This is a genomic window from Niallia sp. (assembly GCF_031978665.1).
In the GTDB taxonomy this organism is placed as follows: domain Bacteria; phylum Bacillota; class Bacilli; order Bacillales; family Cytobacillaceae; genus Niallia.
In genome coordinates this window covers 56099-70455 of sequence record NZ_DALZDK010000022.1, presented here as the reverse complement: position 1 = coordinate 70455, position 14357 = coordinate 56099, and the positions used below count along the sequence as shown (strand labels likewise).

16 protein-coding genes are annotated in these 14357 nt (G+C 35.3%); 9 read left to right on the top strand and 7 right to left on the bottom strand.

All coding sequences use genetic code 11. The features are described from left to right. The first annotated feature begins 44 nt into the window (after positions 1-44). A complete protein-coding gene (locus RTL21_RS13435; protein ID WP_312096391.1) occupies positions 45-1364 on the top strand; it encodes a hemolysin family protein in 1320 nt (439 codons plus the stop codon). Positions 1365-1740: 376 nt separating this feature from the next. Beyond that, a complete protein-coding gene (locus tag RTL21_RS13430) occupies positions 1741-2580 on the top strand; it encodes a YitT family protein (RefSeq protein ID WP_312096390.1) in 840 nt (279 codons plus the stop codon). Between the two features lie 172 nt (positions 2581-2752). On the opposite strand, the gene RTL21_RS13425 is transcribed toward RTL21_RS13430, so the two are convergent. The 4 genes from RTL21_RS13425 to RTL21_RS13410 form a co-directional block, all read right to left on the bottom strand. Further along, on the bottom strand, positions 2753-3397 hold the full coding sequence (locus tag RTL21_RS13425; protein WP_312096389.1) for a response regulator transcription factor: 645 nt from the start codon (positions 3395-3397) through the stop codon (positions 2753-2755). Then, a complete protein-coding gene (locus tag RTL21_RS13420; RefSeq protein WP_312096388.1) occupies positions 3375-4502 on the bottom strand; it encodes a sensor histidine kinase in 1128 nt (375 codons plus the stop codon). The genes RTL21_RS13425 and RTL21_RS13420 overlap by 23 nt, the downstream gene beginning before the upstream one ends. 108 nt (positions 4503-4610) lie before the next feature. Then, on the bottom strand, positions 4611-4949 hold the full coding sequence (locus RTL21_RS13415) for a YisL family protein (RefSeq protein WP_312096387.1): 339 nt from the start codon (positions 4947-4949) through the stop codon (positions 4611-4613). A gap of 64 nt (positions 4950-5013) precedes the next feature. Further along, positions 5014-5919: a fumarylacetoacetate hydrolase family protein gene (locus RTL21_RS13410; protein WP_312096386.1), complete on the bottom strand. Its 906-nt coding sequence runs from the start codon at positions 5917-5919 to the stop codon at positions 5014-5016. Positions 5920-6222: 303 nt separating this feature from the next. Between RTL21_RS13410 and RTL21_RS13405 the strand changes: the two genes are divergently transcribed. The 7 genes from RTL21_RS13405 to RTL21_RS13375 all read left to right on the top strand — a co-directional run bounded on the left by RTL21_RS13405 (position 6223) and on the right by RTL21_RS13375 (position 8648). Next, positions 6223-6444, top strand: a complete 222-nt coding sequence (locus RTL21_RS13405) for a spore germination protein (protein ID WP_312096385.1) — start codon at positions 6223-6225, stop codon at positions 6442-6444. Between the two features lie 22 nt (positions 6445-6466). After that, on the top strand, positions 6467-6706 hold the full coding sequence (locus RTL21_RS13400) for a spore germination protein GerPB (RefSeq protein ID WP_312096384.1): 240 nt from the start codon (positions 6467-6469) through the stop codon (positions 6704-6706). A gap of 36 nt (positions 6707-6742) precedes the next feature. Continuing rightward, the gene (gerPC, locus tag RTL21_RS13395; protein WP_312096383.1) at positions 6743-7378 is read left to right on the top strand and encodes a spore germination protein GerPC; all 636 of its coding nucleotides are present in this window, start codon (positions 6743-6745) and stop codon (positions 7376-7378) included. Then, entirely contained in the window at positions 7375-7554 is a 180-nt protein-coding gene (locus tag RTL21_RS13390) for a hypothetical protein (RefSeq protein WP_016202027.1), read from the top strand. Before gerPC ends, RTL21_RS13390 begins: the two co-directional genes overlap by 4 nt. Positions 7555-7556: 2 nt before the next feature. After that, complete coding sequence (locus RTL21_RS13385) at positions 7557-8069, top strand: spore germination protein GerPE (RefSeq protein ID WP_312096382.1); 513 nt, start codon at positions 7557-7559, stop codon at positions 8067-8069. Between the two features lie 84 nt (positions 8070-8153). Continuing rightward, positions 8154-8372 carry a spore germination protein gene (locus RTL21_RS13380; protein ID WP_016202025.1) on the top strand — a complete coding sequence of 73 codons (219 nt, stop codon included), beginning with the start codon at positions 8154-8156 and terminating at the stop codon, positions 8370-8372. A 57-nt stretch (positions 8373-8429) separates the two neighbouring features. After that, positions 8430-8648 carry a spore germination protein gene (locus tag RTL21_RS13375; protein ID WP_312096381.1) on the top strand — a complete coding sequence of 73 codons (219 nt, stop codon included), beginning with the start codon at positions 8430-8432 and terminating at the stop codon, positions 8646-8648. 57 nt (positions 8649-8705) lie between these two features. On the opposite strand, the gene RTL21_RS13370 is transcribed toward RTL21_RS13375, so the two are convergent. The 3 genes from RTL21_RS13370 to addA form a co-directional block, all read right to left on the bottom strand. Further along, the gene (locus RTL21_RS13370) at positions 8706-9245 is read right to left on the bottom strand and encodes a PadR family transcriptional regulator (protein ID WP_312096380.1); all 540 of its coding nucleotides are present in this window, start codon (positions 9243-9245) and stop codon (positions 8706-8708) included. A gap of 42 nt (positions 9246-9287) precedes the next feature. After that, complete coding sequence (locus tag RTL21_RS13365; protein ID WP_312096379.1) at positions 9288-10481, bottom strand: YhgE/Pip domain-containing protein; 1194 nt, start codon at positions 10479-10481, stop codon at positions 9288-9290. 281 nt (positions 10482-10762) lie between these two features. Further along, positions 10763-14357, bottom strand: a 3595-nt coding sequence (addA, locus tag RTL21_RS13360) for a helicase-exonuclease AddAB subunit AddA (RefSeq protein WP_312096378.1), incomplete at its 5' end; no start/stop codon positions are given.

Here is a 14357-nt window from a genome sequence, read left to right as displayed (position 1 = left end):
GTAAAACAAATAGGAAACAAGCCATTGGAAAGGAGCTGAAAGAATTGGGCGTTTTAGTCCTAGTCATCTTAATTGCTTTAAATGCTTTCTTTGCTGCGGCAGAAATTGCGCTCATTTCCTTAAATGATAATAAAATCAAACATATGGCTGATACAGGTCATAAAAAGGCTAAAATAGTCTACAATCTTCTATCAGAACCAAGTAAATTTTTAGCCACAATTCAAATCGGGATTACCCTCGCTGGTTTTCTCGCCAGTGCATTTGCTGCTGACAGCTTTGCTGGTCACTTAACAGATTTATTTTTAGCAATGGGAATTCCTCTCTCTCAAAGCTTACTTGATTCTATTTCAGTCATTATAATTACGCTATTGCTATCCTATTTTACCTTGGTCTTTGGTGAATTAGTTCCAAAGAGAGTTGCTTTAAAAAAAGCAGAAGGAATTGCTATGTTTGCTGCAAGTCCATTAACGGTACTTTCCAAAGTAACAGCTCCTTTTGTCGCTTTTTTAACATTCTCTACAAATATCGTGGCACGTTTATTTGGAGTTAGCCCAGATGACGAGGACGAGGAAATAACGGAAGAAGATATAAAAATGATGATTGATGTTGGAAATGAAAAAGGAAATATTGACGAAGATGAACGGATGATGATCCATAATATTTTTGAATTTGATAATAAAAATGTCACAGATATTATGACCCATCGTTCTAATATGGTGGCCATTCCTTCCGACTATACATTAAAAGAGATTATCGCTCTTGTAAATCGGGAAATGTATACGCGCTATCCTGTGTACGAGGAGAACATGGATAATATTATTGGTATTCTTCATTCTAAAGATCTCTTAGCATATATGGGCAATGAAAATACATCTTTTCAATTGAGTGATATTATTCGAAAGCCGTATTTCGTATTGGAATCAAAGAGAACGGATGAATTATTTATACAGATGCAAAAAAACAACATCCTTTTTGCCATCGTCGTCGATGAATATGGAGGTACAGATGGAATCGTTACTATGGAAGATTTAATTGAGGAAATCGTTGGGAATATTTTTGACGAATACGATGAACCAAAACCTCCTGAAATTAAAATTATTGGTGAACATACTTATCTCCTACAAGGAACTATTAGTTTAGATGATGTGCAAGAGCTGTTGAAAATCACCTTGCCTGTAGAAATATATGATACGTTGAGTGGTTTTCTGATTAGCAAGATTGGCTATATTCCGAATGAACAGGAAAAACCTACCATTACTTTTAAGAACTTTGAATTCCAGATTGAAGAGATTATAGATCGGCGAATCAGCCGAGTTAAAGTAACGAAACTAATGGAAGAGGAAACTCCAATAAATAATGCTTAATAAACATAAGCTTTTTTCGAAGAAAGATCTATAGCACAGTAAGCTTTGCATAAAAAAGGAGGTATCTTCCTAAAATTAAAGAAACTCCCACTCTTCTTGTCTGAGTGGGAGTTTGTTCTATTCATCTCATTCCTTTATATCCCCCTCATGATTATTCCTCTAATAGACATTATGTAAGGTCATTTCGGAAGAATTTCAAGCCACACTTGACTTTCCTGCTTCCACAAAACCTTTGATTACGAATGCCTCATTTTTCTTTTCATATCTTCTCTTTAATATGTAATAAGCAAAATTTTTCCTATGAATTAACGACTCCCTTTATTATACTGGTAATGATTTAGCATTTAGTTTATGTTCATTACTGGAGGTTTTCTTTATGAAAAAATATGGAAAGGATATCCCTATAATTATATTTGGCTCCTTCCTTTTTGCATTAGCTGTCAATTTATTCGTTATTCCTAATGACTTAGGAGAAGGAGGAGTAACAGGTTTAACCATTATTGCCTATTACTTATTTAAATGGTCACCGGGTATCGTTAACTTTGTTTTAAATACAATTTTACTAATAATTGGCTATAAATTTTTAAGTAAACAAATGACAATTTATACCATTATCGCAGTTTTTTTCAACTCATTATTTTTACATCTAACAGAAACATGGTCGATTAGCTCTGATGAATTATTTGTTAATGTGATTTTTGGTGGCGTTTTTGCTGGGGTTGGAATTGGTTTAATTATAAGAGTAGGCGGTACTACAGCTGGTTCTACTATTCTAGCAAAATTAACCAATAAGTATCTCGGTTGGAGTATAAGTTATGGGTTATTATTTTTTGACCTACTTGTTGTATTTGCATCCTATTTCCTTATAAAAGCGGAAGGTGTGATGCTGACAATCATTATGCTTTATATTGGAACAAAGGTAATGGAATTTGTCATTGAAGGTGTCAACCCGAAGAAAGCAGTCACAATCATTTCAAATCAACCTGCTGAAATTGCTAATCAGGTAAATGCGCAATTAAATCGTGGAGTTACTGTACTATCTGGTCATGGCTATTATACAAAAGAGGAAAAAGAAATACTTTATATCATTATTAGTAACCAAGAAGTTGTAAAATTAAAGAAAATCGTAAAACAAACAGATGAAAACTCCTTTATTACCATTCATGATGTAAGAGACGTATTTGGCGAAGGCTTTATTCATCTATCCAAAGCATAAATTATAATTAGGGGATGGGACAACTCCCTCTTTACTTACATGTAAGGGGGTCTGCCTCCCCCTAGATTTGCTACTTTCATTCTTCGAAAGTCCTTTTACTTGTTAACTACCACTGGCTTTTTCTACGTAATCATAGAAATGAATTTAATTTATTTCTAAACAATGATGGATTTCAAATATAATCATTCCGCACCGCATAAATAGCTAATTGGGTTCGATCTCTTAATTCTAATTTGGCTAAAATTTGAGTAATCTGATTTTTTATTGTTCCAACAGACAATAATAGTTCACTGGAAATTTCTTTATTGGTTTTTCCTTGTCCTATTCTTTTTACGATTTCGATTTCTCTTTTTGTTAGGTCAATCGTCTGGCTCGATGACCTTTCATAATTGCTCTCTTTTTTTAAAAGCTTTGGCATTAATTTAGCGGCGACTTGGTCATGTATCGAAATTCCGCCTGATAAACAGCTCTTTATGCTATTTACTAAAGTAAAACTGTCTGTCGTCTTTAGAAGAAATCCATTGGCTCCTTCTTGAAAAGCCTGTATTGCATATTCCTCGTCGTTAAAAGTTGTTAGGATAAGTATTTTTATACGGGGAAATTGCTGACGAATTCGTTTTGTTGCTTCTAGACCGTCCATAATTGGCATACGAATATCCATAAGAACAATATCCACAATTGTTTTTTCTAATAACGACAATACTTCCTTTCCGTTTTCTGCTGCCGCAACAACCTGGATATCTTTGTCTTGCTCAATAATCATCTTTAAGCCATTTCTGACAATTGCTTGATCTTCAGCAACTAACACGCGAATCATTTTCTTTTCCTCCAATAAGAATATTTCCTTGCAGGATAAATTCTCCATCCAATTGAAGAACTTCTAACTTTCCTTGTGCTTCATCTATTCTACTTTTCATATTTTCTAAGCCAAACCCATAATGAAATGGATGCTTATGAATATAAGGATTTCTAATCTCAAATGTTAAATTTCCAATTGGAGAAACACCTAACGTTATATGCACAGCCTTTGAACTTCCATACTTCATGGCATTTGTTATTCCTTCCTGAATGGAACGGTATAGAACCGCACTTTGTTTATTGCTTAGATTGACTTGGAGTACTCCTTGCTTTGTTGTAAAATGAACGTGAATATTGTTTTCACTTTCCAATTTTTTAATAAGAACAATAATAGAAGCAATTCCTCCTGGTTCCTTTACTTGTAATAGTCGAACTGCTTTTCTCGTTTCTTCTAAGCATTCCTCTGTCATATTCTTTAAAATCACATACTGTTCCTTTTTCTCTTTAATTGAAAATTGTTCAATTTGCATCAATAAAGCTGTTAGCTTATGTCCAACTGAATCATGCATTTCTCTGGTAATGAGATTTCTCTCCTCTACTCTTGCCGCATGCTCATTATGATAGGATTGTCTTTTCTGTATACGATAATCGTTTACTAAAGATTCATACGTATCTCTTATTTGTTGATACTCTTCCTCCAGCTCGTTCAAACGGATGAGTAAATACGAGATAAGTAAGAATAAACTTATCCAAATAAAAGGTGGATAGGAAAACGCAATAATACCAATCGCAACATTCATGATAAGAAATAAACAAATAATAACGCGGAATAATTTCGTTGACATGTATGTACTTATTACTATTGTAAAATAAAATAGTAATAGAAGGAGATACGCATTTAATGCGCTTTCTACTGTGAACTGTATGATTTCAAGGGTAATCAAGATCAAAAATAAAGGTATGCTTTTTCTTTTAAACATCGGTACAAGAAAATAGAATCCAAGAATAATAGTAAATAAAAATAAGAGCATCACGAAATTCCAAGCATCTGTTTTATATGCTTGATACAATGCTCCTGTACAAAGGAGTAGAAGCACTGCAATTTTCATTGTAAATACATTCATTTATTGCCTCCCTTTTTTCTCCACATTGTCCTCACTCTATGAAAAATTACAAGCTTTTGAAAAAGCTTGTAAAAGATATCTCTTCTACAAGCCTTAAGGATTTACCTATTAAATGCTGTATCCAATTCCCAACACGAGAACAATGGCAACAGCCAATAAGATCCATAGTGTTTTCGTATTTTCGCCTTTTTTCGTGCGAATCAGTACCATTTCAAGCATTCCTATTACCCAAATACCTACAAGCATCTTGATTGTATGCATGAAATCCATACCTGTTTTTGCGAGTAAACCAATTCCAGAACCAATAATAAGAATATATACTACACGTAACACCATATGTAGGATTTTACTGCCCTTATCTTTTCCAGCTTTATGTAAACCGAATGATATAGCAAATAGAACGAACCCAATAATCCATGTCAGCACATGAGCATCTGTTGAACTCATATATCTCCCTCCTTTTCTCCATTATTTTAACACATATCGATTCATTTCCACTATTTACGGCATATTATTCGTCCCTTACTACTTTATTTAAAAGTGTACCAATTCCTTCAACAAATATTTCTATCGAATCTCCATCCTTTAAGAAACGCGGCGGGTTAAATCCTTTCCCTACTCCAGCTGGTGTTCCCGTTGCAATAATATCACCAGGCTCTAAAGTCATTCCCTTAGACAATACACTGATCACCTCTTCAATTGGGAAAATAAAATGCTTTGTATTAGATTGTTGTCTTATTTCTCCATTTACTGTTGTAGTAATAGTTAATTCATTCGGATTTGGAATACTGTCACTTGTTACAATCCAGGGACCCATCGGCGCACTGGTATCTAAGCTTTTCCCAATAAAGAATTGTTTATGTTTCTTCTGCAAATCTCTAGCAGTAATATCATTCAAAATGGTATACCCAAATATGTAACCTAGTGCCTCCTCTTTCTCAATTCCTTTCCCTCTTTTTCCAATAACAATAGCAAGTTCTCCCTCATAATCAAGTTCATTGGTTACTTCGCTATGCTCTAAGATGTCATCCATATGTCCAATAACTGTTGTTGGAGCTTTCGTAAAGACCATTACATGCTCTGGGATGTCCTCCTTACTGCCCATTTCAATTGCGTGTTCCTCATAATTTTTCCCCACGCAAAAAATATTTTTTCTTGGTTTTGGAATAGGTGCGAGCAACTTCACCTTTTCCATTGGAATATAAAATTCAGCTTTATCATTTTGTTCTTCTACCCAATTAACTAAATCGCTCACCTTGTCCAAAAAGTCTTCTTGTTCCATGCATGTAACAAGATCTTCTGCATATGGTCGTCTTCCCGTATGCTTCTCTTCTACATCATTTAAGGCCAATATCCCTGCTTCTTCTACTAATCCTATAAATACTTTGTCATCAAATGCAACCGTTGTGAGCTTCATCTCTTTTCCCCCATTTTCCCATGATAGTATTTAGAACATTTAAGAAAATTATAAACTTTCTTAAAAATATTTCCAAATAAAAAAATTTCTCTACTAGAACATTCCAAATACTTTTTATTATTTGGAATGTTCCTATTTAAGTATGTATTTTCCCCTACCTTATATCCCTATTTCTTGTCATAATACAACCATTCATAAGAATAAGTTAGTTAGGAGAAGGTTTTATCTATATAGGTGAATGTATCACCTAATTTGTTTGAGTTCCATAGTATGTATAAGAATATTGTATAAAGGATGTTGAATATGCCAGCAATTGTTGGAGTAGCTCAAGTTATATCAGTGGGAGGTAGCTCTATTTTTAATATTGGCGATGTGTACAAAATGATGCCCATCTCTAATGCGAAAACTTTTTCTGGATCAGGCTCTTTTAATACAGGTGATGGATTAAAGGTTACTAACTATCGCAGTTCTACTAATACGTATGATAACGATGGACTGGATCAGCCAATTGCAGCAAATGCGTAAGTAGACTAAAAGGTGATGTGAAATGAATTATTTTATCCAACAATCCATAGTCATAAATACGATTAAAATTGGAGGAATCTCCAACTCCTCTGTATTGCAAATAGGTAGTGCAGGTATTATTAAACCTGCCTCGTATTTATATAATTCAGGCGGATTCACAGAATCTGCTCCTGAACTAAAGCCAGAAGAACCTGGACTTAATGTAGCCGATGAAGAAACAATTTTCTCGCCTGCAGTTCCCTTGCAGTCTCCTCGAAAATAGGAAATACTTGCAATAAGGTAAAAAGGGGGGATAGAAATGTCTTATGATTTTTACCAATACAGCGAAAAAATGCGCCAGTATTTACAGTTACTTGAAAAAAGAATAAACGATTTGGAAAAGCAAGTCTCTTCCCTAACCAATGATATTACGGCGATAAAGGAAAAGCCAAGTGTTCATATTGAGCGAATTGACTACAGCTTTGACCAATTAAAAGTAGAGACGTTAGAAGGAACATTGAATATCGGGCTTAATCCCGAAGATTTAAGCAATATTGAAGAGCTCGCTATTAATCCCAATTCACCTATTAATCAGCCGCATGCCCCCTTCTATCCACCCATCGATCCAAAGCAAATGATGAATCGGTCCATGAATATAGAAGAGGAAATGCTTCAATTTATCCAGTTAGAACTACCAGATATTATTCGAAAAAAGCAAGTAGAACTAAATATACAAGAGGAGGAATCATACGTCTCCTTTATTCAAGAGGATATCACTAAACAATTACCAACAAGAATCCAATATTATTTACAGCAAGGTGCCAACCGTAAACAAAATGGAAGCAATTTAACCAATGAAGCGATTATCCAAGCTTTGAAGGAAGAAATGGAAAATGGAGTCCATTTATTTTTAAGTCATATACCAGATAACATGAAGGGAAGTGGGAAAGAATGAATTTTCAAGTATATAACCGAGAGCTTCAAGTAGGAAATATAAATATTATTGGGGTTGCAAGCTCCTCTATTTGCTTGGTAGGAGATGCCCAAACCATTCAATTGGCCTCTACCTTTGATACACCCGCTGAATCACTAATAATTGGTCCATTTGTTCCACTGCATCCGAAAATTTAATCATGCTACAGCGAACGTCTGTTGTCGATTTAATCAACGTCAGTACGGTATCCTTTTCGTCGATTTTAGAGATTGGTGATGCTACTTACCATCAGGCTGTTTCACGAGCTTTAGCCGTTCAAAGACAGCGGGATCTCTTTTATGGAAATGAAGGTGCATATGAAGACTATCCTGTCTTTACAGAACCTATTCCATTAATTCCAATTATAGAAAATGTCGCCTGCCATTTTGAAAATAAGAAACCTATTATTAAAGTACATCATATTAATATTACAGGAATATCTTCTGCTTCTTTATTGCAAATAGGAAATTGTCGGCATATATATACAGAAGCAAGAATTAAGCATATTCGTCAGATTGAGCAATCTATTGCAACAGAGGTTGGCAACAATTTAATTCAATTAAATGAACCTAGCCAACTAAATATTCCAACCTCCCAAAGTCCTGTTTCTGTTACCGGTACAGATATTGCAGGTTCACCTTTTTCCAATGTTGAACCAGAGGCGGAGCAATAATATGAAACCTCAATAATGAGAATCTTACTTCCCATTATTGAGTGGTATCAAGACAATAAAAATCAATAACAAGGAGGTTAAAAAATGCCTGCAATCGTAGGTCCAGTACAAATTGTTAACGTAGGGGAAGGAATTGTCCAATTTGGAGATTCGTTGTTTATTTCTCCTAAAGGAAATTCCAAAGCAACCTTAGGCTCAGGGACCTCCAATACTGGAGCTTTTATCATTACAAACAATGGCTTGAACGCCAGTAACTATGTAGACACTAGTTTAATAGACCAACCAGTTGTTGCTAATAATTAGAGTTTTATTTACTACCGTTTATAGATTGCTAATTTATCTTGCAAGGAGGGTAGAATCATGCCTGCAATAATAGGTCCGATTCAAATTGTCAATACAGGAGCGGGAATTGTGCAATTCGGTGATTCCCTTTTCATCTCTCCGAAAGACAATTCAAAATCAACAATAGGCTCTGGTACTGGAAATAACGGAGCATTTGTTATAACGAATAATGCGGTCAATTCCAGCAACTATACAGATGGTAGCGGTGTTGATCAGCCTATAGCTGATAATAATTAACCTAAAATAAGTCGCCTTCCCTAAAGGAAAGACGACTTTTTCATTCACCAATTTATTTTATATTTCTCCTATCTCAATCCGTTTAATCAACTGTTCTAGCCAATATGTTTTTTGGTTTGCCTTAGCAGAAATATAATCTGTTATAAATTCAAGGAATTTTTCTTTTTCTTTATCTATTTGAAGCTTATTCTCTAAAATCATAATCTGCTCCAAGCGTTCCTTAATGTTTTTCATTTTTTTCTCAAGGATGTCTACAACTTTCTCTCGCTCTACATACTTCATATTTGCTAATCCTACGAACATATCACTGATTGCATCTGCCTTCTCAAATAGCGTATATATCTTCCCTGGCAGTGCTTCGCGTCCTTTCGATGTAATCGCAAATACTTGCTTATCTGGTCTATGTTCTTCTCTTATTACTTCGACTGGCTCAATTAATCCTTGCTTCATTAAAGACTCAAAATGGTAATACAATTTACTTTCTGTCAATCCTGCTAATTGATCAAGTGGGATAGGATCTGAAAGCTGCTTTTTTAATTTATAAGGATACGTATTTTCTTCGATTAATTTACTCAATATAAATATCTGAATGGCCATGTTCATGCTCCTTCTAGAAGAGATATCCTTATTTTAGCAAAACTAAGCAGTAATTTCAGCTGAATTCTCTTTATTTTCCTTTTTGTCTTCCGCTTCTAATTTATTTATCGGCATTGGTTTATGAAGAAAAGCCACTATTGCAATATTAATTAACATAGCCACTGCACCGATTGTCACCATGGACCAAATATACGGACTTGGACTAATACTTCCATATAACTGAGCAAAGTACGCTTGAACGGAATAATACATCGGAGATATATGACTCATCCATTCATATGGTAAATACATCATATCACGTGACATTGTAGCACCATTTGCTAAAGTTTGTGTTAATAAAATCGGTAAGTTTAAAATCATTCCGCCTTCACCGAGCAAGAAAATTAAAATCGCTGTGAAATTCAGACATACCATGTAGTTTAAAATTTGTTGCCCTACAATACCGAAGAATAATGCACCACTTGGTTCATTTACTAAGTAGGCAACACCTGTAGCAATTAGGGATGATACTACAGCAATTAACAAGCCAGTTAATTGAACATACAAGAATAAGCGTGTCTTGCTAGCTCTTCCGCGACTTTCCTTATATGCTCCTACTAATTGCATGGCACCAATCATCGCAGCTACATATCCTGCCATCGTTAAAAACATTGGTAGCATGTTGTTATTCATACCATCTTTTATCTCATTAATTGAAATCACATTTCCCACATATGCTGTTTCTATTTGGTTAGCTATTTCAGCTGCTTGCTCTTCTGGTACATTAAAGTTCATTAATACCCCTTGTGCAGTTTGTTTCGAAAATTGTTCACTTAACTGATTATTAATTTGTGTAACAACGGAATTCATTGTAGAAGAAATCGTTGTTGCTCCCGCTTCATTAATTGTAAAGTCAATGCTTGAGGATGTTTCTCCGTTTTGAAGATTTTGAGAGAAGTTTTCTGGAATGTGAATGACTAATGCTAAATCATTCTTTTCTAAATCTTTCAATGCTTGCTTATTTGTAATATCTGATTCTATTTCTTTAAAAGGTAAATTTTCATTCAACTGATCGGCAATTGTTCCCCCATATTCACCTGCATCATCATTAATAATGGCAATTGGTAATTTATCAATATTTCCCGGAATTGCTGAATATCCTGGAAGAAAAATACCTAGCATTGCGATTGCATAGAATATCCCCATAAAAATCGAAGGACTCGCACCTCTTGTTTTTAAGAATTGTGTAAATTTCATATATGATCCCCTTCCTTTGTTCATCACTTTATCCAAACTACTTTAAACAAAGTAGTTTAGTTGAATTACTTTAATACTTTATTGGATTTTTTCTTTAAAGTCAATAATATTTTTTCATGTTTATGTTTGGAAGGGTTATCATTTCATGAGTTTATATAGTTGGAAAAAAGTGCAACTAGTAACAACTTAGTTGGACTGGAAATTCACCCTAAAAAAAATCGTCCCACAAAAAAACGTGGAGCGATTTTTTTATCTTTATCATATAGCTTTCAATTTCCAAATTAGAGTTTCAATACATGTCCACCATCAAAGAAAAATAGATACTTCTCCTCAATTTTTCGCTTTAAGATTTTTTCCAACGCCTCTGTATAAAGCTCTATTTGTACTTTATAACGTGATTCTAACATTGGCTTTGCTTCGTCGTATCCACCTTTATATCGGGCTGATATTGTGTCTGTTTTATAATCAAGCAATACAGTGCCTATTTCATCTTCAAAGAATACATCAATAATTCCTTGCACGAGTACTGGCTCTTCTTCTCCCTGCCAGTCTGCATACACTCGACTTGCTGGATACGCAATATTAAATGGAATTTCTCGAACAAGCTTTGGTGCATGCTGCATTCTTTTTCCTAACGGAGATTGGAAAAAGGATACTATGGAGGAAATATCAATAACTTCTACTTGCTCATTTGTTAATAATTCCTTTCTGATCATATCCTCCAATAATTGGTTTAAACTAGTTTCCGTAACTTCCTTTTTCACATCTATATGCTGCATCACCATATGCATTGCGGTTCCAATTTCTGCTGGGCTTAATTTTTTTTCCTGCATAAACTTCGGTCGATTCCACACCGTTTGCTTCCATGCTTTCACAAGTTCTGTCCCGCTTTGGGCATCTCGCAGTTCCCCTTGGCGTTTTAATTCCGATACAGACTGCTTAGAGCGATGTGACGTACTATCCTTCGAGGAATAAAACCATGCGAATGTATCTCTGATTTCTTCCTTATAGGCAGAAGAACTTTCTATTCTTTTTCCTTCAACTACTTTATTTAACCATTCCTCTTCCTTTTGCTCTTTCTCAACAGATCGCGTTAAAAGCTCTTCTTTTTGCAAAACTCTCACTTCCCAATTGGATGAATGGTAAGAAATTTCGTCTTTTTCACTCCAAGTTTCTAAATGAATCCATGTATTGTCACGATGTCTGACTAATGCTGGCCCAATCCAATCTAAATAAGATTTTGCTTGTGCACGATCAAATTCATGCAAAAGCCAATTGGAATGTCCTACTATTTGTGACCATTTCTGCTTTGCCTTTTCTATGTCCTTTACTGCACCTATTAGAATCAGCTTTTCCTTTGCACGAGTCAAAGCAACATATAAAACGCGCATTTCTTCTGCGAGCAGCTCCATTTTCTTCTTTTTCGAAAATGCCATTTGCGGAAGGGAAGGGTAAGAAATCCGCTTTTTCGCATCGATATATTTCGTAGCAAAGCCTAGATCCTTATCTAATAAAAAGCTCTTTCTTAAATCCATCGTATTGAAATTGCGCCCCATTCCTGCCATAAAAACAAATGGGAATTCTAAGCCTTTACTACTGTGAATCGTCATAATCCGAATAACATCTTCTTGTTCCGTTAATGCTCTTGCTGCGCCTAAATCATTCCCTCGATCTCTCATTCGCTCAACAAAGCGAAGGAAACGGAATAAACCTCGAAACGACGTCTCTTCATATTGGCGAGCTCTATCATAAAGTGCACGCAAATTCGCCTGCCGCTGATTTCCAGCTGGTAATCCTCCAACAAAATCATAGAAGTACGTTTCCCGATACAGCTTCCAAATTAGCTCTGATAAGGCTCCTCTCCTTGCCTCTGAACGCCAATCAACTAATTTATCAAAAAACGGTCTTATTTTTCCATATAACGCTTCTTCTTTCTGACTGTTCAAATGGATAAATGCTTGGATAGCTTCATAAAATGCTCCTTGTTTTTTGGCAATTCGCAATCTACTTAACTCCTCTTCCGATAAACCAACAATCGGGGAGCGAAGAACTGATGCAAGAGGAATATCTTGATATGGATTATCGATTACCTTCAGTAAAGACATCATAATATCCACTTCTGTTGATTCAAAATAGCCAGTTGTTAAATTTGCATAGGTCTGTATATTATACTGCTTTAGTTCTTCCATAATTTGTGGAGCCCATGTCATGGAACGTAATAAAATGACCATATCCTTATAGCGAATAGGACGGTATGCTTTTTGTTTTGCATCATAGACTTCTTGATTTGTTTCAAATAATTCCTTTACTTTTTCCGCAATGACTCTAGCTTCCAGCTGTGATTGTTCAAGTTCTACGGCGTCCAGCCCCATCGTCTCTCCATCAATTTCACTTTCTTCACTAGATTCAGCACTTTGATTTACTAATGCTACTTCAATCGGATAAGCTGACTCTTCTGGATAACTCGCACCGAGCTTTAATTCTGCACTTTCGTCATATTCGATTTCCCCAACTTTTACGCCCATTATTTGCTTGAAGAGAAAGTTCGTTCCTTCTAGAACTTCTTTTCTACTTCGAAAGTTTTTCGCCAAGTCTATTTTAAATCCAGCATCCTCACGTTCTTGAAAGCGAAGATATTTAGCCAAAAATAAGTTTGGTTCTGCTAATCGAAACCGATAGATACTTTGTTTTACATCCCCGACCATAAAAAGATTTCCTTCTGATTCGATATCCTTTGTCACTAGCTTTAGAATAGATTCCTGAACTAAATTCACGTCCTGGTACTCATCAATAAGGACTTCTTTAAACAGATTTCGATAAAATAATGCAGCTTCTGATGGAATTAGTTCATTTTCTTCTGGAAGACTTAAAATGGATAAACAATAATGCTCTAAATCAGCAAAGTCAACTAATCCCTTATCCATTTTTATTTGTTGAAACCTTTCCCCAAAAGCTTCGACGAGATAAACAAGTGTCTTAACATGCGGCTTCATCTCAGCCATATCCTTTAAAAAGCTTTGTGGCTTTCTTGTAAAAAGCTCACTTTGTAGTTCTTGCAATATTTTTTTCGCACGGTCTCTTATTTTCTGGCCTTCTTCCACAAGGGCAGAATCATATTCCTCTCCTTTACATGGCTTTGCTCGTGAAAATTTCAATGATTGCATCGCCTCATATAATGTTTCCCACGATTGAGCCTTTGCTTTCTCAAGAATAGACACCAATTCTAAATCCTCTAGGAAATTACTTGCACGCGGCGCTGGTCCCCCCGGAAGCTTCGTCAATTCATAGCCATACTCAAGCAGCTTCCTTACTCCTTCAAATTGTAGTTCCACATCAGCAATTAAATGCTTCATAAACGGTAATTCCGTTAATTCTGCATCCTCCCCGATAGCATACATCTTGATCAAGGACTGTAAATAGGCAGATGGGAATGGATTAGCACGAGAAAAATCATACATTTCTTGAATCATGCGCTGTAAGGCATCATCACTGCGATCATTCGTAAAAGCATCTACTAAATCAAAAAATGCAACATTATTTTCCTTGCCGTATTCCTCTTCAAAAAGATCTTCCAAACATTCATCTCTTAATAATTGTGCTTCTGTTTCATCAGCAATTCTAAAACCTGGATCTAAGTCAATAACATAATAATATTTTCGTATAACCTCCAAACAAAAAGAATGGATCGTAGAAATATGTGCTTTATTTAAAAGTGCCAATTGTCTTTTTAAATGCTGAGAAGTTGGATTGGCGTTAATTTCCTTTTCCAATACGTCGCCAATCCGGTGCTTCATTTCAGCTGCCGATGCATTCGTAAACGTAACAACAAGCAATTCATCGAAATTTATCGGATGATCCGATACTATTTTCCGAATC